The 25,267-nt window shown below is 64.3% G+C and carries 18 protein-coding genes; 14 read left to right on the top strand and 4 right to left on the bottom strand.

The window, feature by feature from the left end; translation table 11 throughout:
* Position 1: 1 nt before the first annotated feature.
* The 3 genes from U0177_RS02195 to U0177_RS02205 all read right to left on the bottom strand — a co-directional run bounded on the left by U0177_RS02195 (position 2) and on the right by U0177_RS02205 (position 7,490).
* Entirely contained in the window at positions 2 to 3,580 is a 3,579-nt protein-coding gene (locus U0177_RS02195) for a Stf0 family sulfotransferase (RefSeq protein ID WP_409568940.1), read from the bottom strand.
* A gap of 450 nt (positions 3,581 to 4,030) precedes the next feature.
* Positions 4,031 to 4,675, bottom strand: coding sequence for a response regulator (locus U0177_RS02200; protein ID WP_409568941.1), 645 nt, complete (start codon positions 4,673 to 4,675; stop codon positions 4,031 to 4,033).
* Between the two features lie 88 nt (positions 4,676 to 4,763).
* A complete protein-coding gene (locus U0177_RS02205) occupies positions 4,764 to 7,490 on the bottom strand; it encodes a histidine kinase N-terminal 7TM domain-containing protein (protein ID WP_409568942.1) in 2,727 nt (908 codons plus the stop codon).
* Positions 7,491 to 7,945: 455 nt separating this feature from the next.
* Here U0177_RS02205 and phoU point away from each other — a divergent pair, with 455 nt between their 5' ends.
* Entirely contained in the window at positions 7,946 to 8,605 is a 660-nt protein-coding gene (gene phoU, locus U0177_RS02210) for a phosphate signaling complex protein PhoU (RefSeq protein WP_409568943.1), read from the top strand.
* Positions 8,606 to 8,798: 193 nt separating this feature from the next.
* On the opposite strand, the gene U0177_RS02215 is transcribed toward phoU, so the two are convergent.
* Positions 8,799 to 9,644 carry an IS5 family transposase gene (locus U0177_RS02215; RefSeq protein ID WP_409568944.1) on the bottom strand — a complete coding sequence of 282 codons (846 nt, stop codon included), beginning with the start codon at positions 9,642 to 9,644 and terminating at the stop codon, positions 8,799 to 8,801.
* A 333-nt stretch (positions 9,645 to 9,977) separates the two neighbouring features.
* Here U0177_RS02215 and U0177_RS02220 point away from each other — a divergent pair, with 333 nt between their 5' ends.
* From U0177_RS02220 to U0177_RS02280, 13 genes are all read left to right on the top strand, one after another.
* The gene (locus U0177_RS02220; RefSeq protein ID WP_409568945.1) at positions 9,978 to 10,676 is read left to right on the top strand and encodes a GntR family transcriptional regulator; all 699 of its coding nucleotides are present in this window, start codon (positions 9,978 to 9,980) and stop codon (positions 10,674 to 10,676) included.
* 70 nt (positions 10,677 to 10,746) lie between these two features.
* Positions 10,747 to 11,868 carry a Gfo/Idh/MocA family protein gene (locus U0177_RS02225; protein ID WP_409568946.1) on the top strand — a complete coding sequence of 374 codons (1,122 nt, stop codon included), beginning with the start codon at positions 10,747 to 10,749 and terminating at the stop codon, positions 11,866 to 11,868.
* A gap of 46 nt (positions 11,869 to 11,914) precedes the next feature.
* The gene (locus tag U0177_RS02230) at positions 11,915 to 13,588 is read left to right on the top strand and encodes a DUF885 family protein (RefSeq protein ID WP_409568947.1); all 1,674 of its coding nucleotides are present in this window, start codon (positions 11,915 to 11,917) and stop codon (positions 13,586 to 13,588) included.
* Complete coding sequence (locus U0177_RS02235; protein ID WP_409568948.1) at positions 13,588 to 14,754, top strand: hypothetical protein; 1,167 nt, start codon at positions 13,588 to 13,590, stop codon at positions 14,752 to 14,754. Before U0177_RS02230 ends, U0177_RS02235 begins: the two co-directional genes overlap by 1 nt.
* Before the next feature lie 454 nt (positions 14,755 to 15,208).
* A complete protein-coding gene (locus U0177_RS02240) occupies positions 15,209 to 16,666 on the top strand; it encodes an ABC transporter substrate-binding protein (RefSeq protein ID WP_409568949.1) in 1,458 nt (485 codons plus the stop codon).
* Between the two features lie 97 nt (positions 16,667 to 16,763).
* A complete protein-coding gene (gene nikB, locus U0177_RS02245) occupies positions 16,764 to 17,687 on the top strand; it encodes a nickel ABC transporter permease (protein WP_409568950.1) in 924 nt (307 codons plus the stop codon).
* Between the two features lie 250 nt (positions 17,688 to 17,937).
* Positions 17,938 to 18,837 carry a nickel transporter permease gene (gene nikC, locus U0177_RS02250; RefSeq protein ID WP_409568951.1) on the top strand — a complete coding sequence of 300 codons (900 nt, stop codon included), beginning with the start codon at positions 17,938 to 17,940 and terminating at the stop codon, positions 18,835 to 18,837.
* A 49-nt stretch (positions 18,838 to 18,886) separates the two neighbouring features.
* Complete coding sequence (locus U0177_RS02255; protein ID WP_409568952.1) at positions 18,887 to 19,693, top strand: SDR family NAD(P)-dependent oxidoreductase; 807 nt, start codon at positions 18,887 to 18,889, stop codon at positions 19,691 to 19,693.
* Positions 19,690 to 20,949, top strand: a complete 1,260-nt coding sequence (locus U0177_RS02260) for an amidohydrolase family protein (RefSeq protein WP_409568953.1) — start codon at positions 19,690 to 19,692, stop codon at positions 20,947 to 20,949. Before U0177_RS02255 ends, U0177_RS02260 begins: the two co-directional genes overlap by 4 nt.
* A 33-nt stretch (positions 20,950 to 20,982) precedes the next feature.
* Positions 20,983 to 21,975 (top strand): succinylglutamate desuccinylase/aspartoacylase family protein, encoded by a 993-nt coding sequence (locus U0177_RS02265; protein WP_409568954.1) that lies wholly within the window; start codon positions 20,983 to 20,985, stop codon positions 21,973 to 21,975.
* A gap of 23 nt (positions 21,976 to 21,998) precedes the next feature.
* A complete protein-coding gene (locus U0177_RS02270) occupies positions 21,999 to 22,832 on the top strand; it encodes an SDR family NAD(P)-dependent oxidoreductase (RefSeq protein WP_409568955.1) in 834 nt (277 codons plus the stop codon).
* Positions 22,833 to 22,998: 166 nt separating this feature from the next.
* Positions 22,999 to 24,000, top strand: coding sequence for a Gfo/Idh/MocA family protein (locus tag U0177_RS02275; protein WP_409568956.1), 1,002 nt, complete (start codon positions 22,999 to 23,001; stop codon positions 23,998 to 24,000).
* Between the two features lie 93 nt (positions 24,001 to 24,093).
* Positions 24,094 to 25,140: a D-2-hydroxyacid dehydrogenase gene (locus U0177_RS02280; protein ID WP_409568957.1), complete on the top strand. Its 1,047-nt coding sequence runs from the start codon at positions 24,094 to 24,096 to the stop codon at positions 25,138 to 25,140.
* Positions 25,141 to 25,267: the final 127 nt, after the last annotated feature.

The following is a 25,267-nucleotide window of genomic DNA, read 5'->3' on the forward strand; positions in this document are numbered from 1 at the left end:
CTCAGCCGGCTGCCGCGACAGGCTCGCCCTCGGCGACAAACGCCAGCAGCTGCTCGTACTCGGCCTGGTAGCCAAACGCCTCGACATCGTGGCGGTAGCGCTCGTAGACCAGGCGCGCGAGCGGCGCGGTGTAGTAGCGCCGGTAATCGCTATGGGTGCCGGGTTTGTTCCGCGACACGTTCGTCTCGACCAGCAGCGGCTCCAGCTGGAAGCGCTCGGCGAGCGGCGCCCAATCGCGCTCGACCTGCTCGAGCTTGCCGACGTAGTCGACAAGCAGCTCGCCCGCGTCGTAGAGCAGGGCGTACTGGCTCTTGAAGTGATTCTCCGAGAGCGCGTCGGGAATGCGGCAGACGCGCTCGGCGAAGTCGGCGAAGCTGGTGTTCGCCGGCAGGTCGAAGAAGTACGGGTCATAGAACGGCCGTGGCATCGCGGGCGTCGGGGTGAAGAGGATCTTCTGGCGGTAGCACGAAACCAGCCGGTCGAACGGGTTGCGCACGAAGCTGAAGCGGTAGTAGCCGTGCTGGGCCTGCTTCAGCCGGATGCGCTCGATATGCCAGCGCCCGTGCCCGTGGATGCCCTCGGTTCCGCGCGACAGGTCGTAGTCGAACCCGGCGGGCTTCGCCAGCGCGATCTTGATCGACGAGCAGGCCGATTTCGGAACCGGCAGGTACACCAGCCGCAGCGCGTCGACGACGTAAAACTCGCGCACATGCGTCGCGCCGTTTTTTCGGATGCGCTCCTGGAGCTGCCTGGTTGTCGAGGGCGCCGCGCGGTAGAACGATGCCTCGAACTGCCGCAGGTCGACGCGCCCTTGGGGGGTGTCGATAAATGTCGGCGCGGGCAGATCCGCGGGCTCGGCTTTGGCCTGCGGCGTGCTGCTGGGGCCGTTGGTCAGGTAGTCGTTCACCAACGCGGCGTAGTCGCTGCTCCAGTGCGGCTTGAGGGCGACGGGGCCGCGCGCGATCTCGCCGCGCTCGGCGCGCTCGCGCACATAGGCCGCGACTGCGGCGCCGGGCTGGCTTTTCTGCCCAAAAGCGCTCAGGTGGTACGAGCCGGTGCCGGCCCAGCGGTAGATGTAGAAGAGGTCTGCGGGCGCGATCGGCTGGCCTTTGGCTATGCCAGGGCGTAGCTGCTCGCAAGCCGCCTCGAACTTGGCGTCGAAGCCGTCGTCGGTATGCGGGTAGCCGCACGCCTCGGCGAACAGCGCGCGCGAAAAGCAGCAGCCGCCGTGGAAGCGATTGGTCTGCGGCGGCGCGAGCTGCCCGCGGTTCCAGAACCAGGCCTGGCTGGCCTTGAAGAAGCCGCGCGCCTGGCTGAACAGCGCCACCGAGAGCGAGAGCCGGTGCGGCAGGTAGATGTCGTCGTCGTTCCAGACGAACACCAGGTCGTGCGAGCAGAGCGCCACCGCCGCCTGGTACTTCTCGCCCACCGAGTGGAGCCGGCGCGGCAGGTTGACGATGCGCACCTCGGGGTGGTCGAAGCTCAGGGTCTGGTCGGGGTAGTCGTTCAGGACGATCAGCTCTTTCGGGCCGGGGTAATCCTGGCGCAGGAACGACTCGATCGCTTCTTCGAGCAGCGCGACGCGGCCGTAGGTCGGGCAGATGCAGCTCACCGGCGGGGCCTCGCTCAGCCCTGCCGCCCAGCGGCCGGGCGGCCCGGCCTGCGGGGCAGCGGCGCCGCTCTGCGCGGCGGCCGGGAGCGCCTGGCCGTGCGGCACCACGCGCTTTTCGAGCCGCCCATACGCGCCCGGCGCGTACGGCAGCAGCACGGCGAACGGCTCGCCGGCCGCGAAGCGCACCGCCTGACCGGCGCGGGTGAACTGCCAGGTGATCGCGATCGACGCCGGCTGCGCGCTGGTGTTCGCGATCTGCTCAAGCGCGGCCAGGCCGTCCTTGGGCGCGTTCACCGGGCCGCGCACCCACAGCCTGGTCGGCCCCTCGGTCTGGATCTGGTAGCCGGGGTCGAAGCTCAGCCGGCCGCCGCCCAGCAGGCTGCGCACAAACGGCGGCGTGCCGGCCTCGGGCGCGTCGAGTTGGATGTGGATGTCCTCCGGCCGCGGCCCGCCGTTCCAGCTGGCCTCGAAGCCGTATGGGCAGCGCAGCTCCCAGCCGATGGCCTCGGCCGCGCCTGGCGCGGGCGGCTGCCCCAGCGTCGCGACTTCCAGAGTGGCGGCGTGGCTGTGCAGCTGGTACGCGGTGAGCTTCACAGCCGGGCCTGGCTGGGGCTTTTCCTGGGGCTGTTTCGCCGGGAGCGCCTGGCGGTAGACGACGCGGCCGTGCGGCTCGGGCGGCGGCAGCGCCCGAGCGATCAGCGGCATCCAGAGGCGATCCCAGTCGCGAGCCGAATCCCACGGCAGTTGCAGGCGCGGCCAGCCAGCGAATGCAGCCTGCCCGGCGAGCGCTGAGCCGAGCACGGCGCCTGGCGCGCCCAGCCGCAGCCAGTGGCTCTGCTGGGCGAGCGGCCGGTGCGCCAGAACCACGATGGGCTTGTTCGCGAACAGTGCCTGGTGCTGCGGCCCGACCTCGCCATCGTGCAGCAGCACCACGTCGGCGGCTGCCACAAGCTCGGCGGCATGGTTGGCTGCCGCCATTCCATCGGGTGCTTGCTCCGGCGGGCCGCCCCAGACGCACGAGGCAGCGTGAGGGGTATGCTCGGTGATCTGGCGCGCCAGCAGCGCGGGCAGCCCATCCAGCGGCTCAGTGGCATACGACACAATCCGCAGGGCCCGGCCGTGATCGGCGCGCGGGCGGATCGGCAGCGCGGTGGCCGAACGGTTTTGCGAAAAGATGATCTCGCGATTCTGGCGTGAGACTTGGACTGGCGCGGCGGCGGCTGGCCCGGCCTTGGCCGTTTTCTGCTCGTGGTAGCTGCGAACCCACTGCTCGGATAGCTCGTCGGCTTGCTTCTTGTAGCGCGGCTGGCCGATCACAAGATCGCCTGGGACGGCGAGCGGCAGAAAATCGAGCACCTGGCGCGCGACCGCCGCGTGATCGTGGGCAAGATCCTCGTAGGCCAGCTCCAGCGGCTGGACGCCGCACGTCTCAAAAAGGAGCTGCCAGGCTGCCTCGTGCTGGCCGATCTGCTGTATCAGCCCGTCGATCGCGTCCAGGTCGAATGTCGGCTGCGCCGCCGGGGCCGCACGGCCAGCCCGCACCCACGTATCGGTCTCCCACCATATATCCGTCTGCAAAGCCTTGAGGCACGAGACGGCCTGGCGGACTTTATCGCGCCGCGTCAGGCGAATGTAGCGCGCGCCTGGCAGCCAGTGCTGCAGCAGCTCGGCGGCGCCGACGCCGCGGAACTCGGGGAGTTCGCGTAGCCTCTGGATCAGCTGGAGCAGCTGCCACCACTGGATTTTGGCGCCGAACACGCCATTCGGCGTTGCGCCCTCTTCGATGATACGCTCGAATGCCAGTGGGTAGTCGATCTTGTCCGCCTGCCCCGCAAGCCGCTTCAGGCTCGCCGGGTGGAGCGCCTCCTGCGGCCGGCCGGCCAGGCCGGTGCTCGCCAGGGCGTCGCAGAGCACGTAGCTGCCCGTGCGCTCAGTAGTGCAGATCAGGTACGCAATCGGATGTTGCAAGCCCTTGCTCCATCTGTGTGATGCTATTTTGCGTGGGAGCGTATTATAGGGTTAAGACGATGCCTAACTGTCTTAAACAGCGCCAGAGCAAAAAAAGAAGGACGCTACGGCGCCAGCAACACGCCGGCCGTAGCGCTTCGACCGGGCGCGGTCAGGCTCGGCTTCATTCTGAGCGCAAGCCTCACGGCTGGGCGGGCTGTGCGCGCAAAGCGCGAGCACGGCGTCGATCGGCCCATGCCGGCAACAGCTAGTTCAAACGCATATACGCCAACAGTATATGAATGTAGTGCCGTGGCCTACAGCCGGTTGTTATATTTCCAACCTGGACATTTGTTATATGCGCGCTCATACTACTCCGTCCGGTCATTTTCGTTTTGCGATGCGCCGACCGGCTTCCCCGGGCAGCGCATCGCAAAACGAAAATTCGGGGGCGGCGAGGCCGCGCATAGCCTATGTGAGCAGCCTTTGCTGCACCGCGAGCATCGCCGCCTCGGTACGATTCTCGACGCCCAGCTTGGCGAAAATATTGCTGACGTGGAGGCGCGTGGTGCCGTAGCTGATGCCTAGCTGCGCGGCGATCTGGCTGTTGGTTCTGCCGGCCACCAACAGCGCCAGCACCTCGCGCTCGCGCTTGGTCAGGTCGTGGCCAGGCGGCGGCGCGAGCGGCGCGCCCTGCCGCTCGAGCGCCTGAGCCACAGTGGCGAGCACCGTGCGCCCGCTCGCGGCGTCGCGGATCGCCGCAGCCAGGCGCTCGGCATCTACGTCTTTGTGCAGGTAGCCGATCGCGCCGGCCTGGAGCATCTGGGCCATGCATGTCTCGTCGGCGAGGCTCGTCAGCGCGATCACGCGGATGCCGGGAAATTCCGCACGGATATACGCAGTAGCGGCCGCGCCATCCATCTCTGGCATGGCAATGTCCATCAGCACGACATCGGGCTGGTATGTGCGGCAGCGCTCGATCGCCTGCGCGCCATTAGTGGCCTCGGCCACCACGGCGAGGTCGCTGAAGAGCGATAAAAAAACCTTGAGGCCATCACGTACCATCATGTGGTCGTCGACAATCAGCACGCGAATTAGTTGCTGTAGCTGTTTCATTGGGCTACCTCATTACGACAAACGGCGAACGACGAATGGCCAAGCGAGTGATGCTGGGGCAATGCTCCGGGCTGCCTGCTTTCCTCGCTCAACCGCCCCGCGCTCGGCTAGAGCCCTCGGCCTCCTTGGCCGGCCAGCTAATCGACACTTCGGTTCCGCGCTGGGGCACGCTATCGATCCGCAGCTGCGCGCCGATGCCCTCGGCGCGCTCGGCCATGATCCGCAGGCCCATGCGATCGGGTGGGATGCCGGCAAGCTCAAAGCCCTGGCCGTCGTCGCACACTTGCAGGAGCAGCGCGTCGGCGGTTGCCTGGAGCCGAACCCCGACCCGCGTCGCGTGGGCGTGTTTGGCAATATTGTTGAACGCCTCCTGGGCAATGCGGTAGATCGCGATCTTTACATCGGACGGCAGGTTCGCCCGCCCTTCGGCGCTGAGCGTTACCGGGATGCGCGTGTGGCCGGTCAGCACATCGCCCAGCTGTTTCAGCAGCGCCTCCAGGTCGGCCGCCAGCAGCGCGGCGGGGCGCAGCTCGAACAGCAGCGCGCGCATCTCGGCGAGCGAGCCGCGCACCAGCTGGCGCACTTTGTCCAGGCTGCTCGCGCCCTCGGCGGCGTCGCGCTGCCAGATCGCCGGCAGCGCCTCGGTGAGCAAGCTTGCGGCATACAGTGTCTGGGTCACCGAGTCGTGCAGCTCGCGCGCCAGGCGCGTGCGCTCGGCGCTGACGGCCAGCTCGCGCTCTTGCCGGTAGCGGCGGGCATTTTCCAGCGCGATTGCCGCGTGCGCGGCCAGCAGCTGGAGCGTCTCGGCGTCCTCTTCGGTGTACGCACCTTTCGCGTAGCTCTGCACAAAGAGCATGCCCAGCGCCTGCTCGCTGCCATACAGCAGCACGGCCATCCCCGATGCGGTATTCGGCGCGGCGCCCGACAGCTCGAAGTCGAACTCGGGATGCGGAAAGATGCCGAAGTCGTCGATCCGCACCGGCGCGTTGCGGCGCAGCACGTAGCCGGCGAAGCTATTGGCCAGCGAAGCGCGCCAGCCAGGCTGGCGGCCTTCTGTGCCGTTCAGGTATACATAATCGGCCTCGCGCGCGGCGAGATCATACAAGGCGATCGCCAGCGCCTCGGTCGGCATCAGGCGGATAAGCGCGGCGTGGATCTCGGCGTAGATCTGCTCGGGGTCGAGGCTGGCGCGGCTGATTGCATGCGCGGCCTGGTACAGCTCGCTCAGCCGCTCGCGGGCCGTCAGCGCGCTGCGGTACAGGCGCGTGTTGTCGATCGCCGCGCTAACGTCTCGGGCGATCGTCTCGGCCAGACTCACCTCGTCGGCGGTGAAGCTCCGCCCGGCCTGGTCGGTCGCAAGCATCATCACGCCGACGATCGCGTCGCGGATCACGAGCGGCACGTGCAGAATGCTCTGCATCTGGTAGGCGGCCACGAATGCTCGCAGGGCCGGCGATAGCGCGAGCGTATCGAGCGCGGAAAGGATCGGCGCATTGTTGGCGAGCAGATCCTGCTGCGTGAGCGGCGTGTCGGCGAGCATGGCGTTCAGCGACTCGACATCGAGCGGCCCGGCGTCGCGCTCGAAGCCGACCATGGCGCGCAGCTCGGGCGTCTGCTGATCCGAGATCAGGATCATCGCCAGCCGGGCCGCGAACAGTGCCGCCGCGACCTCGCTCATGCCCTGCAGCGCCGCCGTGAGATCGGTGATGCGGATGGCGATATCGCCGATGTGCTTGAGCGCCGCCAGCTGCTCCACACGCCGCTGCAGCGCCGCATCCACGTGCTTGCGCTCGGTGATATCGCGCCAGACGACCAGCCGGCCGCCGTAGCGCCCAAGCCGATCGACTAGGGGTGTGAGCCGCAGATCGAACACCTGCCGCGCCGCACCCACGCCCACGCCGGTTTCTTCGGCGATCTCGCCTGTGCCGCGATAGCGCGCGATCAGGTCGGCGTGCTCGGGGAATAGCTCATCGACCGTCGAGCCGATCACGCGCTCGTTCGGCTGGCTGAGCGTGCGACGCGCCGCCGAGTTGATGTCGACAACGCGATTGTGCTCGTCTAGCACCAGCACGCCGTCGCTCATGCTGTCGATCACTGTGTCGCGCGCGATTGGCACCAGGTCGAGTAATCGGAAACGCGCCAGGCTCCAGGCTACCGCCAGGCCGGCCACGGTGAAGCCGAACGGCGTCAGATCTAGGTTGGGCCAGGGACTCAGGTTGGCGATATACAGCCCGTTCCCGATCCACGGCGCGACGATCGCCACGACCAGCGCAGTAGCTTGCCCGCGGTACAGGTACGGGGCACGGATCATCGCGCGAATGAGCAAGCTGGCGCCGGCGATCAGGCACAGGTAGGAGTAGCCGATATAGCACCAGAACCACGGCCCATGCGTAATGGCCAGGATGGAAGGCGCAGCGCCGGTGCTCTGGCCGATCGAGCCCCAGATCAGGTGATGCTGCTCGTTAGTCCAGGCCAGCACTATAGTAGCCAGGGGCACCAGCGCAAGCAATAGCGTGATCCGGAAGCTCAGCGAGCGCCGGCTCTGCGTATACTGCAGGGCGAAGGCGAGCCAGGCCGGCGGCACGATGCCAATGCCGAGGTATTGCACCTTTGCCCAGAGCAGGCCGGTGGCTAGGTCGGTGCTGCTCAGCTCGCCGGCATAGGCAAGCGACCAGACGCTGGCGCCGAGTGCCAGGGCGATCAGTGGGCGCGCGCCCGGCACGTGTTGGCGGCGGTAGACCGTGCCGGCGATGGCGAGCGCGAGCAGCCCGATGATCACAAGCGCGATCGAGAATGGTGTCGAGATCCACGGCATGGTCGATGCTCCGATGTGTAAACGTGGCGCTCTGCTTGCCTGCCGCGTATTCTTGCGAATGCGCTTGCAGCTGGTCTGGTGCCGATCGCCCGAAGCGCTGGCTCAGTAGCTCCGCTATGGATACAAAAGTGCCGGCTCTGGCCACAGCTGCGCGGCCCAGGTGCCAGGCGCACTGCGCGGGCAGCAGATCCTCGCCGCGCCGCAGTAGCTGGGCAGTCCAACGCCGAGATCATGGCTGCCCGCGGCCCTGCGATACACGCGCGTGGCCCCACTACCCTCAGTGTGCTCGAGCTGGGAAGTTCTATCTATATTATATGCGGTCATAGGCTGTTGGGAAGACCAAATCTGGAATGCGGGCGCGCCGCCGCGTGAAGAAACTATGATCCGCGCTTGCGTGATACAATAGGGTAGTAGCCGGGCGCCGTGCCCTCGCCGATGCCAAGAGGAGGAAGACCATGCGGCCACGCGAGCATTATATTCAGCAACTTGAAGGGCTTCATACCGAACTCCGAGCGCTTGGTCAGATGGTAATTGTGTCGATAACCAAGGCGATCGCTGCGCTGCGGCAGCAGGACGTGGCGACGGCGAAGCAGGTGATCGCCGACGACGAGCGGATCGACCAGGCGCAGTACCGGCTTGAGGAGCACGTGCTGGTAGTGATGGCGACCCAGCAGCCAATGGCGCGCGACCTGCGCCAGCTGGTGGCGGCGATCGAGATCGCCAGCGAGCTCGAGCGCATCGGCGACTACGCCAAAGGGATCGCCAAGATCACCGTGCGCAACAGCAACCAGCCGCTGGTGAACCCACTGCTGGAGATCCCGCAGATGTCCGAGCAGGCGATCAACATGCTCGGCAGCGCGCTCGACGCGTATGTGAACGTCGATGCCGATGCCGCGCGCGGGCTGAGCAACGCCGACGACACGGTCGACGAGCTGGTGACGCGCATGCGCGCCGAGCTGATCGAGCTGATCCAGAACGACCCGAGCACCACCGCCCGCGCGGTCGACCTGCTGTTTGTGACGCACAACCTCGAGCGGATCGCCGACCGCACCACGAACATCGCCGAGCGGGTGATCTTTATCGCCAGCGGCGACGTGGTCGATCTAAACCCTTGATTGTCATACGCTGTTCGCTTGATCACGTATAGATTATGTTGCACGGCGTGGCGAAGCCACGCCGTGCAACATAATACGAAGCGCGGGGCGGCGAAGCCGCCCCAAACCCCCACCAGAGTGTAAGTAACCAAGCGAATTTGGTATTACGCAGCTGCGCACTTGTGCGACGGTGCAGCCTAAAGCAGCTTAGTGTCTATCCGTAAATTGCCATGTCACACAAAATATGGGCGCAGGCAAGTTGCACCAAGGCTAACCAATTGCTGGCCTTCTTACACCAGCGGGTGCGCAGGCTGCGGCGCTTGAGTAACCAGTTGAAGGTGCGCTCAACCACCCACCGCCGCGCCGGAAAACCAGCTTCGCCTGGCACGTCACCAGCCGGCGCAGCCGCTTCGCCGCGTCGTCGCCGATGTTTGATGTGCGGCGTATAGCCGCTCTCCAGGACAAAGGTATGCACATCACTGTAGTCATAGCCGCGATCGGCACAGAAGTGTTGCTGCTGTGTCGGTCGTTTCGCCGCAATCGTGACCACCAGCTCGCGCACCATCGTTTTGTCGGCTGCATTTGCCCCGGTGATCCGCACGGCGATGGGTGCACCGCGCTGATCGACCACCAGGTGGATTTTGCTGCCTGAACGCGCACGGTCGGTCGGATTCTTTCCAGTCGCTTGGCCGCCCAGTGGCGCCGCACCACTACGGCTGTCAATCGATTGCCAGGTCCACTGGATGTGGCGCGTGCGGTTGTAAAAGCGTAGCAGCACCTCCAGTATTTTGGCGAAGCGGCCTTGCTGCTCCCAGACTTGAAAGCGGTCGTGGATGACCGAGCTGCAAACGCCAAACCACGAACGATGGACGGCTTTCCATTGGCAGCCGGTCCACAGGACATACCAGATGCCATTGATAATCGCGCGGGTGTCAGCCCTCGGTCGTCCCGGGCCACGACGGACCGGTTGTTTGGGGAGCAAGCGCTTGATTTTGCGCCACAGCGGGCGTGGCACACGAAAGTAGTCAACGTTCTTCGGTTTTGTGCTAGGATAGCGCATGGCGTAGCCTTTCTGACGATACCGATTCGCACCAGTATTGTCGGGCGGCTACGTCTCGTTGTCCACCCCCTCCCCATTTACGGATAGACACTTAGGACAAACGCAGTTGGCGTGCTCTGCCGAAGGCAATTTCTCGGCTTCCTGAAGCCGAACAGTGCAACTGCGTAAGCCCTAGAAGCTATAAACCGGCTATTGACAAAGCGCTGCGGTTGGACTAGAATTGTCGACAATCGACTGCCGACTTCTCTCTCCCTACTACGTTCCCTATATTTTCTGGCGAGGTCCCATATGCTTGAAGATGGGCTCGAGCTTCGGCAACCCAGCCGTAGTCGCTTGGTCGACGACGTTTACCGCAGCCTAGAGGAGGCGATCTTATCGGGCAAGATGCGGCCGGGTGACCGTCTGATTGAAATCAAGCTCGCCGACCATCTCAAGGTCAGCCGGACAACCGTGCGCGAGGCGCTACTGATGCTGGAGCGCCAAGGTTATGTTGTAAGCGAACCACGGCGCGGCACCTTCGTTACGCGGCTGTCACGCGAAGATGCACTCGACCTGTGCTACAACCGCGCTTTGCTCGAAAGCTTCGCCGTCGGCATTAGTTACCAGCGTATCGATGGCAGCGTGCTCAAACGCATGTCTGATTGTGTTGAGCAGATCCGCCGCTGCCGCTTGCCAGACGACGTTCCGCGCCTTATTCAGATCGACCTGGCGTTCCACCGCCCGCTGGTCGAGGCCTCGGGCTCGCGGCGGCTGATCGAGCTATGGTCAAGCTTGAACGGGCAGATTGGCGCGCTCGTGTTGCGCGGCTTGGAAGAGCAGCACGCCCAGATCGAAGATGTGGCGGCATTCCACGAGCGCCTGCTCGACGCGATCGCTTCTGGCGACCTCGATATCGCCAAGCGCGGCGTGTTGGATCACTACGTCGGTATTGAAGATCAGCTGGCTGTACGGAACGAGCTTATCCAACAAATCACCGGCACACTGTCGGCATCATATCTCGACGACTTTCAACCCTCTACGAAAGCCACATAAAACGAGGGTGCGGGCGGTAGCCGTAGCTGTATGTGCGCCTACGCTCCGATGAGCAGAAAGAAACCTTCTCATGACATCGAGCAAGCTGAGAGTAGCGGTTCTTGGGGCTGGTGCTTGGGCCGAGCACGCCCATATCCCCGGCTGGTTACGTGACCCGCGCTGCGAGCTGGTGGCGATCTGCGATGTTCGTGCTGAGCTAGCACGCGACTTCGCCCAGAAGTTTGGCGTCGCGGAATCGACCGATGATTGGCAGGCGCTGGTTGGGCGTCCCGATATCGACGTGATCGACGTGGTCACGCCCTCGGCCACGCACTTCGAGCTATCCATGGCCGGGCTCGAGGCCGGCAAGCACGTGCTCTGCGAGAAGCCGGTCGCCTACGATTTCCGCCAGACGCTCCAGGCCGCCGCCCTAGCTAAGCAGAAAGGGCTGAAGACCAAGCTGGGCTTTACCTTCCGCTATAGCCCAGGGGTGCTGTACGCCAAATCGCTCATCGACGAGGGTTTCGTTGGCCAGCCGTTTATCTTCAACGGCTATGAACAAAACTCACAGTGGCTCGATCCACAGAACCCGCTGCGCCAGGTCGATCATGAGGCCGACCAATCGACGATCCAGACGTCGTCGCTGGAAGGCTACGGCGCGCCGGTGATCGACATCGGCCACTGGTGGGTCGGCGCGGATTACACGCGCGTGGTCGGCACCATGCGCAACTTCATCCCCGAGCGCGTTGTGCGCGCGACCGGCAAGATGATGCGGATGAACATCGACGACGGCGATATCTTTATCGGCGAGTATGCCAACGGCGCGATCGGCTCGATCCAGACCAGCTTTGTGACGATCGGCAATTACCCCGGCATCGAGGCGCGGATCTACGGCGAGCGCGGCGCGATTATCTGCCGGCTGGTCGAGGAGTTTGGCGTGGCCGAGACGGTCAAAATCGCAACCCCCGACGACGTCGAGTTCAAGCAGGTTGAGATACCTCAGCAGTTTTACCCGGCCGGCGGTCACCCGCGCGAGTCGTGGCGGAGCCTGTTCTACGCCAATCTGGTCAAGGATTTCATCGACGAGATTCTAGCCGGTGGTGATCGCAATCAGGGCAACTTTGCCGACGGCGCCTGGGTTCAAGAGACGATCAACGCGGTCGAGCGCTCGTTCCACGAGCGACGATGGGTCGATCTGCCGCTGGAACGATGATCAGAGATAGGCTTCAGACTGTTCAAACAGGCCCTGAGAACGAACAATGACACACGCGCCCGCGTTCACAACCTGGCTGGACGACTTCTTCACCTCGTACTACCGGCACCGCCCGGTCAGCGCGACGTTTGTCGGAGTGCACGACTACGACAAGCGCCTGCCTGATTTCTCGCAGCAGGGGCTTGGCGATACTCTGGCGGACGCCGAGGCGCTGCTGGCCCGGCTCCGCGCGCTACCTGCGGAATCACTCTCGGAGGCAGAGGCACTTGACCGCCGGCTGGCCGAAGGGTTTCTGGAGATCCAGCGCTGGGAGCTTGCCGACGGCCGCTACACCTGGCGCAACCCGAGCGCCTTCACCGGCGAGGCTGCGTTTGGCGTGATCAGCCTGCTTCGCCGGCCGTTTGCCCCGATTGGCGAGCGGTTGGAGTCCGCAGTCGCGCGCATAGAGGCGATTCCCGGCCTGCTCGAGCAGGGCCGCGCGACCTTGCGCGACACGCCGGCAAACTGGGCCGAGCGCGGGCTCGACGAGTGCGTGGGGCTACGGAAGTTGCTCGACGACGGGGTTGCGCACCTAGCTCGCGAGCACCGCGAGCACTCGGCTCGGCTCGTGCGCGCGGCCGAGCAAGCGGCGGCGGCGGTGCAGGAGTTTGAGGTGTTTCTTAAGGATATGCCTGGCCACGGCGACCACCACGGCTACGCCGCTGGGCCGGAGGCGCTGGATCTGCTGGTGCGGCGCGGGCACTTTCTGCCCCAGAGCATCGACGAGATCGAGCGCTACGCCGAGGAGCAGCTTGCTAGCAGCACAGCCTACCTGGCTGAGCACGCGCGCGACTTTGGGGCAGAAACCTGGCCAGAGGTGCTGGCCCAACTCGCCGGCATCCATCCGAGTGTCGACAGCTACTACGCTCGCTATGCCGAGCTGTGGCAAGCCTGCCGCACGACGTCAGATGCGCACCAGCTGCTGACCTGGCCCGACTACCCGATTCACTTCGTGCCGCGGCCAGATTGGGCGCGAGCGGCGGCCCCGCACCTGTATTTCCTGTTCTATCACTCGCCCGCGCCGTTCGACCGGCTGCCGGAAATAGAGTATCTGGTGACGCCGATCGAGCCGGGCATGCCTGCGGACGAGCAGGAGCGGCTGCTGCGCGCCAACAACGACAGCGTCATTAAGCTCAACCACGTGGTGCACCACGGCGCGCTCGGCCACCATGTCCAGAACTGGCACGCTTTCCGGGCCGAGTCGCGGATCGGCCGCATGGCCGCAGTGGATTGTGCATCGCGTATCGCCATGCTGTGCGCGGGAACAATGGCCGAGGGCTGGGCTTGCTATGCCACTGAGCTAATCGACGAAGTCGGCTTCCTGACGCCGCTCGAGAGCTTTGCCGAGCGCCACACGCGCCTGCGAATGGCCGCGCGCGCGCTGGTGGATATCCGGATGCATACAGGAAGACTATCGCTCGACCAGGCCGCCGCGTTTTATCGCGAGCGTGTGGGCATGGCGCCGGCTGCTGCGAAGTCCGAGGCGAGCAAGAACAGTATGTTTCCTGGGACAGCCTTGATGTACCTGATGGGTACCGATACGATCCGCCAGCTGCGCGACGAGCTGTCGTCGCGGCCGGGCTTTGAGCTGAAATCCTTCCACGACCAGCTGCTCTCGTACGGCTCGGTGCCGGTGGCACTCGTTGCCGAGCAGATGCGGAATAGTGCTGGAGATACGTGATGCTGAGCGACACGACAATGGCCTACGCCGAGAACCTCACCGGGGCGCTGCTCGGCGTGGATGCGCTGTACCGCCACGAGTCGGGCGACGCGGATGGCCTGGTTGTAGTGAACATGGCCACCGGGGAGCGCTCGGAGCGATTCGGCTCGTATCAAGAGGCAGCGTCGTGCTTCCGCGAGCTAGGGCGGCGAGCCGAGGCGCTGCCCGAGCCCGATCGGCAGCTGTACTATGCGCAGGTGTGCCGCTCAACGCTGGCGTTTCTGCGCTGGCGCGGGGGAGTTCTGCCATTCACCGAGCAGATCAGCGAGTTCCTGCACGTGCCAGCCGCGCCAGCCTCCGACGCCGAGCTGGATGCTCTCCGCGCCGAGATGCGCGGGCTTTTAAGCAGAATGGGCTACAGTGGCGACCTGGGCGCCCAGTGTGCGGCGTGGGAGGCGCGCAACCGGGTGCCGCCCGACGAGGTGCCCGCCGTGCTTGACGAGCTGCTCGACCAGGCCTGGGATCGCACTGCCGAGCGGATCGCACTGCCGGATCCGAAGTCGGACGGGATGCGCGTGCAAACGGTCTCAGGCGTGCCATTCAACGCGCGCTGCGACTACCTGGCCCGCACGGTCGAGCTGAACGTCGACCCAATCTTGACGCGACCGGCGCTCAAGCACCTGGCGGTTCATGAATGCTACCCCGGCCACTATGTGCAGTTCAAGCTGCGCGAGACATGGTATGCCAATGGCGAGGCGCCCGCCGACGGGCTGCTCTCAGTGGTCAATACCGCCAGCTCCTGCACATTCGAGGGCATCGCCGACAACGGGCTGCGCGTGCTGGACTGGATCGAGGGCGACGACGACCGCTTCGCCGCGCTCATGACCCGCTACCGCTCGGGCATCGGCACTGCTGCGGCCTGGCGGCTGCATCAGCTCGGCTGGGCGCCAGAGCAGGTTACCGACTGGCTGCGAAAGAACACGTTAGTAGGTGGCGAGGGGTGGGTTGCGAATCGCATGCGGTTCATCGAAGCGCCGCAGCGCTGCGCCTTGATCTGGTCGTATTGGTGGGGCGAAGCGTCTGTAGGTCCAGCCTGGGAGCGAGTGCCGACCGAGCGGCAGGGCGACTTTCTGCGCTTCCTCTACGGCCGAATGCACTCGCCGCAGAGTGTAGCTCTTTTTTCGTGACGGCTCAGCATAACCCAAAGCGGGTAAAGTGTAAGGCAGAGCTTCGCCTTCGCTGAAACCTTACCTACTCGGAGGCAACGGCGCAGTGTAGAAAGGGGCGCGTATTGGAATTGAGAGTCCGTGAACGCTTTCCTCTCGACCAGCCAGGCTATCAGATTTCCCTAACGGAAGGAGCACAACGGTGGCAAAGAACTTCGACAACGGTGAAGGGAACGAGCGAGTGAGCCGGCGGCGGTTCTTGAAGGTCATGAGTCTGGGGCTTGGCGCAGGTGTACTAGCCGCGTGTGGCGGCGGCGCTCCCACAACGCCGGGCGCAGGTGGTGCCACAGCGGCGCCAGCCGCGAGTGGGGCGGCGACGGCGGCCCCAGCCGCGCCAGCGGCGACGGCAGCCCCGGCCGCGGGCAGTAGCGGCAACTCGCTAACCTACGCCTTGGGCTTCGACCTGGACGACACCTTGGATCCGCAAGTTACCAACTTCGACTCGACGATCCGCGTGACGCTCAACATTTGCGAGCCGCTCGTTTGGGAGCCGGAGCCCGGCAAGTTCGTTCCGGGCCTCGCGGAGTCGTGGGAGATTTCAGACGACGCCAAGACCTATACGTTCAAGCTCAAGCAGGGTGTCAAGTTCCACGATGGAACCCCCTTCAACGCCGAGGCGGTTAAGTTCACGTTTGATCGGGTGATGGACCCGGCCACCAAAGCCGGCCAGTCGCACGACCAGCTTGGGCCGTACGACCACACCGAGATCGTCGACGACCACACCGTCAAAGTCGTGATGAAGCAAGGTTACGCGCCGCTGCTCACTAACCTGAACGGCTACCTTGGAATCGTATCGCCGACAGCTGTGAAGAAGGACCCGGCAGCCTTCGCGCGCGCCCCAATCGGCACCGGGCCGTTCATGTTCAAGGAGTGGGTGCCCAAGGATCATATTACGCTCGTCAAGAACCCCGACTACAACTGGGGCTCGTCATTCTTCAAGCACACCGGCCCGGCCTACCTGGACGAAGTGATCTTCAAGATCATTCCCGAAGGATCGGTTCGCACCGGCGCGCTCAAGAGCGGTGAGGTTCAGTACGCCGACGATATCGACCCGCTGGAGTACGAGGCGCTCAAGAGCGACAAGCAGTTCGTGGCGATCGAGAAGGGCCAGCCTGGCTCGGGCTACGTACTGCTGCTCAACACCACCAGCACCGGGCCGATCAACGACCCGCAGGTGCGCCTGGCGATGGAGTACGCGGTTGATCGCGAGGGTCTGAACAAGTCGGTGTTCCAGGGCTTGAACAAGGTCGCCTTCAGCCCACTCATGCAGCCGACCTTTGGCTACGACGCCTCGACCCAGCAACTCTACCAGTTCGACCCAGAGAAGGCCAAGCAGATCCTCAATGCGGCTGGCTGGGCCGAGGGTAGCGACGGCATTCGCGAGAAGGGCGGCCAGAAGCTGGCGATCAACTTCCCGATCATCTCGCGGCCGAACGACAAGGCCATGGCCGAATCAATCCAGGCCAGCTTGCGCGACGTGGGCATCGACTTCAAGATCACGCCGCTTGAGCGCGCCGCCTACACCGAAGCACGCAAGCAGAACAAGTACGACGCTGGCTTTATGTGGTTCTCGTACGGCGACCCCGACGTCCTGCGAACAATCTTCCACTCGGCCAACGTCGATGCGTTTAACCGCGCGAAGTACCAGGTGCCGGAAGTCGACAAGCTGCTTGAGGACGCCGCCGCCACCACCGACGCTGCCAAGCGCAAGGATCTCTACGCGCAGGTGCAGCAGCGGGTGCTCAAGGATGTGGTAGTGGTACCGTTGGTCGACACCGTCACTCACAATGCCAAGCGCGCCGAGGTGACCGGCGACTACCTAGACTCGCTGGCCTCGTACGTGTGGCTGTACGACGTGCAGATCAAGAAGTGACGCGGTGACCGGATGACAGGGTGACACGATGCCAAGATGACACGATGCGGACGATGGGCTGATCTTGGCATTGTGTCATCTTGGCAGGTAGAAGCCAATGATCAGCTATATCACCCAACGGTTGTTTCAAGCCATTCCGGTGCTCATCGGCATCTCGCTGCTGACGTTCGCGATGCTGCACCTGGTGCCCGGCGACCCGGTCGAGATCTTTGCCGGCGACAAGCCGCTCACGCCTGAGCGTGCCGCTGAGATCCGCCACCAGCTTGGGCTGGATCGGCCGCTATACGTGCAGTACCTCGACTACGCCGGGAACGCACTGCGCGGCAACTTGGGCGTGGGCCTGCGCAGCCAGCGGCCGGTGGTCGACAGCATTCGCGAGGCACTACCAAGCACGCTAGAGCTGACGGCTGTCGCGCTGCTGCTGGCGGTCGTCGTCGGCGTGACGCTCGGCATCATCGCGGCGGTAGCCCACGGCTCCTGGCTGGACACGATTGCGATGGGCTTCGCGATGGTGGGGGTGTCGGTGCCGGTGTTCTACTCCGGGTTGCTGCTGATCCTATTCTTCTCGTTCCGGCTGGGCTGGTTGCCGGCCACGGGGCAAGGCGGCTTCGAGCGGCTGGTTCTGCCGTCGATCGCGCTTGGGCTCGCTTCGGCAGCAGCGCTCGCGCGGCTGGTGCGTTCGAGCATGCTCGAAGTGCTCAGCCAGGAGTATGTCGTCACCGCGCGCGCTAAGGGATTGACCGAGGCCGGGGTCGTGCTGCGTCATGCGCTAAAGAACGCCATGATCCCGACCGTGACGCTGCTGGGGCTCCAGCTCGGCGCGCTGCTTGGCGGCGCGGTGGTGACAGAGACGATCTTCTCGCGGCCCGGTATCGGCCGGCTGGCGGTCGAGGCGATCGGTAACCGCGACTTCCCGCTCATCCAAGGGACAGTTCTGTTTGCTGCGGTGGCTTATGTGCTGGTGAACCTGGTCGTCGACATGCTCTACGCCGTACTCGACCCGCGCATTCGCTATAAATAGCCCGAGCTACGCGGTGTTCTCCTGCGTGGGCGGCCTGGAGGGCGCAAGCCCTCCAAATCACTCTTTTTGGCTGGCCGCGACCAGCCAAACAGGAAGGTTCGAGGGCGGCTTTGCCGCCCCCAAACCCCACCACGTACCTGGTACTCTCTTCTGCTGTAGGCAAAACGCCGACTGTGTAAGCCCTGTACATACCCGTTAGTGAGCGGGTGGCCGTAGCGCGCCAGCCGCTCACTGCGTACTAATAATGACTATGGCACAGCTTTCTCTGGGGGCTCAAACGAAAGTCGAAGGCCAGCCGCCGGCAGGGCGCAGCCTGACGCGGGATGCCCTGCGCCGGCTGGCTCGAAGCACCAGCGCGCTGGTTGGCAGCTCGATCCTCGTGCTTATGGTGCTGGCGGCGTTGCTTGCGCCGATCGTCAGCCCGTATGATCCGATCAAGGCGAGCCAGCGCACCTCGCTTGAGGCGCCGAGCGCCGCTCACCCCATGGGCACCGACCGCTTCGGGCGGGATATTCTTTCGCGCGTGCTGTGGGGCGGCCGGCTGTCGCTGCCGGTGGGCTTTGTGTCGGTGCTGATCGCAGCAGTGTTCGGCATCTCGCTCGGCCTGCTGGCCGGGTATCACGGTGGGCGCATCGACGCAATCATCATGCGAATGGTCGACTTGATGCTGGCGTTTCCCGGCATTCTGCTAGCCTTGGCAATCGTGGCAATCCTCGGCAGCAGCCTGCTTAACCTGATGATTGCGGTCGGCATTGCTTCCATTCCCGACTATGTCCGAATTACGCGCGGCGCCGTGCTCAGCATCCGCGAGCGCGAGTTCGTGCTGGCCGCACGCACCATCGGCGCCCGCGACGCGACCATCATTGTGCGGCATATTCTGCCGAACATCCTGCCGCCGGTGATCGTGCTGGCGACGCTCGGCATGGCTTCGGCGATCATCACCGGCTCGACGCTCAGCTTCCTCGGGCTAGGCATCAAGCCACCAACACCTGAGTGGGGTAACATGCTCGACGAGGGACGCGGCTTTCTCCAGCGGGCTTGGTGGGTCGCGTTTTTCCCTGGCCTGGCGATTATGTTGACAGTGTTCTCGATCAATCTGCTGGGCGATGGCCTGCGCGATGCGCTCGACCCGCGCCTGCGTCGAAAATAAAGTTGGCTGCCGGCCCGATTTGGGCCAAGAGCGGTCGGAAGGGATATCTATGCGCTTTACCGATAAGGTGGCGATCGTCACCGGCGCTGGTAATGGGATAGGGTTGGCGATTGCGCAGGCTTTCGCGGCCGAGGGTGCCAAGGTTGTGATCGCCGATATCAACGGCGCGGCTGGCGAGCGCGCGGCCACCAAGCTCGGCGACGCGGCGCTGGCCGTGCAAACCGATGTTGCCGACGAGGCCAGTGTGGTGCGGATGGTCAAGGCTGCTACGGATCGCTACGGCAAGGTCGATATCTTGGTCAACAACGCGGGGGTGGTCGCCCACAAGCTGCTGCTCGAGATGGACCGCGACACCTGGGATCGGCAGATCGACGTCCAGCTCACCGGGCCGTTCCTGGTCTCCAAGCATGTCGCCCGTCATATGATCGACCGGGGAGTGCGCGGGCGAATTGTCAACATCTCGTCGGTCTCGGCGCTGATGGGCCGGGTCAAGGGCGGCGCACACTGCGCGTCCAAGGCTGGGCTGACACTGCTGACCAAGGTGCTGGCGATGGAGCTTGGCCAGTACGGCATCACTGTCAACGCGGTCGCGCCTGGCCTGGTCGAAACCGCGGCGCAAAAGGAAGAGATGAACTTATCGTCGGAGTACCAGAACCGCTACTTGCAGGAGCTGCCGACCGGCCGGCTCGGCCAGCCGTCGGATATTGCCAACGCCGTGCTGTTCCTGTCCTCCGATGCCTCAGAGTGGATCAGCGGGCAGCTTTACGTCGTAGACGGCGGGCTGATGGCTGGGCACCTGTCGTTCCAGGGCGTCCACGATTTTACGATGTTACATGGAACTGGCACAGGCCAATGACCAACCACTCGATCCAAACCTACCTTGGCAACGTCCACCTGATCGACGGTATGGGCGGCCCTGTTCCCGCTGAGCCATATGCTCTCCTGATTGAGGGGCGCACGATCATCGCGGTCGCGCCTCAGCGCGAGCTACGCTGCCCACCGGGCGCCGTGTCGTTCGATCTGCGCGGCATGACCGTGATGCCCGGCCTGATCGACTGCCACGACCACCTGGCCGACCTCGAAGGCAGCATGCAGCAGCGCGCGGCCATCCCGCCGAGCTTGGCGGTGCTTAAAACCGCACAGGTCTTCCACGATACGCTGCTGGGCGGCTGCACCGGCATTCGCGATGCATCGGGTGTCGACCTTGGGATGAAACTCGCGGTCGAGCAGGGTATCATCCCTGGGCCGCGCCTCAAGATCAGTATCACGATCCTCTCGCAGTTTGGCGGGCACAACGACCACACCGAGCCGGCTGGGATCGACTCGCGCTTTCCCAAGCTTCAAGGTATCCCCGACGGCATCTGCGACGGGGCCGATGCGTGCCGCCGCAAGGTGCGCGAGGTTATTCGCGCCGGCGCGGACTGGATCAAAATCGCGACGACCGGAGGTGTCGGCACGCCGATCGGCGGCCCGCTTGTGCGCCAGTTCTCGGTCGACGAGGTTCGCGCGATCGTCGACACCGCGCATGCGGCCGGCAAGCCGGTGATGAGCCACGCCTATGGCGGCGAGGGCGTGAAGATCTGCCTCGACGCCGGCGTCGACAGCATCGAGCACGGGGCGGCAATCAACGACGATCTGATCGAGCAGATGGCCCGCCAGGGCACCTGGCTGGTGCCAACCTTCACGGTGCTGCGGAAAGTGCTGGAGATCGATACGCGCCAGCCCGGCATGCTCCCCGAGTATATGCCGCGCAAGGCCAGCTGGCTGGTCGAGCGCCAACGCGAAAGCTTTCCAAAGGCGCTCGCGGCCGGCGTGCGGATCGCGATGGGCACCGACGCTGGCGGCTTCGGCCATGGGCGCAACGCTGGCGAGCTGGCCTACATGGTTGAGGCAGGCATGACCTCAATGCAGGCGATCGTCGCCGCTACACGCATGGGTGCAGAGTGTATGGGTCTCGGCGGCGAGGCGGGTGTCTTGCGAGAAGGAGCTTATGCCGATCTGCTGGCGATTGACGGCGACCCTCTCGACGACGTGCGAATCTTGGAGGATCGTGCGCGGCTGCGATTGATCATGAAGGATGGGGTTTTCGTAAAGAATACACTGAGCGGTTGATCCACCGACGACCTGCTCTGGGAGCATCGGCCCATGACACGCACCTTTGAATGGCTTCCTGTCACGACACTGGCGAGCGGGGCAGAGCTGCGCGTTCCCCTTCACACCCTGCGCGGCGCGTACGCTGGCCCGACGCTTGGGCTGTCGGCGCTGGTTCATGGCAACGAGCCGCTACCTTCGATTGGGATTATTCGCGCCTTACTGGAGCGGATCGATCCGGCCGAGCTGCGCGGCACGGTGCTGGCGGCGCCGGTGTTAAACCCGCTTGGCTACGCCGCTATGACACGCCACACCCCCGAAGACGGGCTGAACCTGAACGCAGCCTTCGTCGACTCCGACGCCGGCGGTCACCCCGAGCCGGTCAAGACGGTCAGCATCCAGCTATCGTCGGCAATAAGCGCGGGGTTCCTCAGCCGCTTGAACTACCAGATCGACTTTCACACCGGCGGCAATGCCAGTGTCCACATGATCGAATTCAACGACGACGAGGAGTCGCTGGCGATAGCGCGGGCATTCAATATGCCGATCCTGCTTCGCGATGTCTGGCTGCCGGGGCAGATGTGGGCGCGTGCCGAGCAGCTCGGCGTTAAGGCGATTGTGGCCGAGCTGGGCGGTGCCGGGCAGCTGTATGCCGAGTGGGTCGAGCGCGGTGTCGCCGGCGTGCTGAACGTGATGCGCCAGCTCAAGATGCTGCCCGGCGAGGTGCTTCCGCCGCCGCGCCAGTTTGTCGTCAACAACCTGCCCGGCCACGAGGAGAACCTAAACATCCTGCGACCGCGCGAGGCCGGGCTGATCGTGCCCGAGCCGGCGATCACGCCGCGCGTGGCCTTCGACGGCCAGCCAATCGTCGGGGCGCAGGTGCTCGGGCGGCTGCTAAACCCCTACGATCTGACGCTGCGCCAGGAGTTTGCCACGCCGTTTGAGCGCACACTCATGCTCGCCACGCGCATCGCCCCAACATGGTGTACGCCGGGTGAGTTCGGCTATATCATCACCGACGCCGACAAAGCCGAGGTGCTCGAATAATTCCCTCGGAAGAAGAGGTTGCCATGCTGTTGAAAGGCAAAGTCGCGCTGGTGACGGGAGCGGGGCGTGGGCTAGGCGCCGGCATTGCCCGCGCGCTGGCGCGCGAAGGCGCGCGAGTGTGCGTGACCGATATCAACCAGGCCGAGCTGGCCGAGTCTGCGGCAGAGCTCGGTGCCGACGGCGGCGAGGTGATTGCGCTGCCGCTGGACGTCAGCGACCTGCCCATGTTTGAGTCGACGGTGCGCCAGGTGGCCGGGCAATGGGAACGCCTCGACGTGCTCGTTCACAACGCGATCTACATGCCGCTTATCCGTTTCGAGCACCTGTCGCCGGATGAATGGTGGCGGCAGATCAACGTCGGCTTAGGCGGCCTGTACAACGGAGCGCGCGCCGTCTGGGATGTGATGAAGGCGCAAGGCGGCGGCCATATCATCGGGATTGCGAGCGGCTCCAGCGTGCGCGGCTACAAGGACGAAGTGGCATATTGCACGATCAAGCACGGCCAGGAAGGCTTTGTCAAGGCGTTGTCGCTTGAGGCATCCAAGGACAAGATCGCGATTAACACGATGGGGCCTGGGAAGCCGATCAAGCCGACGCGGGTCACCCGCGCTGAGCTGGCCCGCATGCCGGCTGCCGAGCAATCCGGGTGGGCCGACCCGGCTGAGCTTGGCAAGGCGTTTGCCTGGCTGGCCGCCCAGCCGCCCGAGCGCTTCAGCGGGTTGCGCTTCGACGCTGGGCCGATCGCCGACACGGTCGCAGCCGAGGGGTATGGCTTCGCGTTCGACGCCAAGAAAGTCACACTATACCCGGACGACTTCGCTGCTCGCCTGCGCTGGTATGCCTCGTACGAGGACTGATACGCTGTTCGCTTGATCACGTATAGATTGCGTTGTACTACGTGGCAAAGCCACGGAGTACAACGCAATAAGAAGGGGCGGCGAAGCCGCCCCCAAACCCCACCAAAGTGTAAGTAATCAAGCGAATTCGGTATGATACCAAGAATCACAGAGGCGAGAGGGATCTATGAGCGAACAAAAAGTCCGCTGGGGTGTGATCAGCACCGCAAACATCGGGCGCCGTGCGATCTTGCCGGCGATACGGCGCTCGCATAACGGCGTACTTGTCGCGGTTGGCAGCCGCGACCTAGCCAAGGCGCGTGCATTTGCACACGAGCTAGATATCCCGCGAGCCTATGGCAGCTACGAGGAAGTTCTGAACGACCCCGAGGTCGAGGCGATCTACATCCCACTGCCGAATAGCCTCCACCGTGAGTGGGCCATCCGCGCGGCTGAAGCGGGCAAGCACGTTTTGTGCGAGAAGCCACTTGGGCTGGATGCTGCGGAGTGCTTCCAGATGGAAGTGGCCGCGCGGGCACATGATGTGCTGCTCATGGAGGCGTTTATGTACCGCTTCCATCCACAGACGGCGCGTGTGCGCGAGCTGATCGCAGCCGGGACGATCGGCAAGCCGCAGCTGATCCGTGCGTCGTTCAGCTTTCGCCTGACGAACCCAGCCAACATTCGCCTGAACCCGGAGCTAGGGGGCGGGTCGCTCATGGACGTGGGCTGCTACTGCGTCAACGTCGCTCGCACGCTCTTTCAGTCGGAGCCAACCGAGGCCCAGGCCTCGGCCGAGTGGAGCGCAAGCGGCGTAGACGAGCTTATGGTTGGCAGCATGCGCTTTCCTGGCGGGCGCTGGGCCCAATTCGACTGCGCGCTGACCATAGCGCGTCGCGAGGCGTACCAGGTGATTGGGGATGAAGGCTATATCGACGTGCCGATCGCGTTCCTTCCGGGGACAGTCGACACGCAGTTTCGCATCCATGATAAGCAGGGCCTGCGAGTCGAGACGATCGATGGCGTAGACGAGTACCAATTGATGGTCGAGCACTTTGCCGACTGCGTGCGGAATGGTAATCGGCCACGTTACTCAGCGGGCGAGGCCGCCGCGAATATGCGCGCGATCGCAGCACTCTACCAGTCGGCGCGCAATGGCGGCAGGCTAGAAGTGGTTGCAAGCCAGTGATGCCGTGCACAATTCGGCAGATAGGGCAGCGCACGAGGCGCCATGCTCCATCTGCAACCCAATGTGTTGCCAACGAGCATAATAGGGAACGCGATGTCAAATGAACCACGTTACACCGTGCTGATTACGACCTACCTCGAGCCCGAGCACATCGAGCGGCTGCGCGCAGTCAGCCCGCGGCTCGACGTGATCTACGAGCCGGAGCTTATTGCAGCGCCACGCTACCCGGCCGACCACTACAACACGATCAAGCGGACGCCCGAGCAAGAAGACCGCTGGCGCGAGCTGTTGAAGCGCGCCGACATCCTGTTCGACTTCGACCCGACGCATCGTGAGGATCTGCCCGAGGTCGCTCCAAACCTCCGCTGGGTTCAGGCTACCAGCGCTGGGATCGGCCAGTTCGTGCGGCGCATGGGCTATGAGCAGAGCATGCCAGGCGTTGTTTTCACGACCGCAAGCGGCGTTCATGCCAAGCCGCTCGCCGAGTTTTGCGTGCTGGCCATGCTGGCGTTCGGCAAGGGGCTGCGACGCATGATTGAAGATCAGCGCCGTAAGCACTGGGAACGTTACGCAGGCACCGACCTTGACGGGCGCACGCTTGGGATTGTCGGCGTCGGCAGCATTGGCACAGAAGTGGCACGCTTGGGCCAGGCGCTAGGCATGACGGTGATTGGAACTAAGCGCACGGTTGCCGGTGCCGACCTCGGCGCGCTGCACCTTGATGCGCTTTACACACCAGACGAGCTTGCAGAGGTGTTGCGGCGAGCGGAGTTCCTTGTGATTGTCACCCCGCATACCGATGAAACTGAAAAACTGATTAGTGCGGCCGAGCTGGCGCTCATGCCGCAAGGCGCCGTGCTCATTAACATTGGCCGTGGGGCGGTGGTAGACGAGCCGGCGCTGATCGAGGCACTGCGCTCGGGGCAGCTCGGCGGTGCGGCGCTCGACGTGTTTGAGCACGAGCCGCTTCCAGCAGACTCGCCGCTTTGGAGCCTGCAGAACGTGCTGGTTAGCCCGCACTCCGGCAGCACCAGCGACCGGGAAAACAGCCGGCTGACCGAGCTGTTCTCGGAAAACCTGCGCCGTTTTCTTGCCGGCGAGCCACTGCTGAATATTCTAGACATTCAGGCACTCTACTGATTGGCTTCCTGAGCTATGATACGCTGTTCGCTTGATCACGTATAGATAGTGTTGCACTACCGTGGCGAAGCCACGTAGTGCAACACTATAAGAAATGGGGCGGCGAAGCCGCCCCAAACCCCCACCA

It is taken from the genome of Kouleothrix sp. (assembly GCF_046328425.1).
GTDB lineage: Bacteria > Chloroflexota > Chloroflexia > Chloroflexales > Roseiflexaceae > Kouleothrix.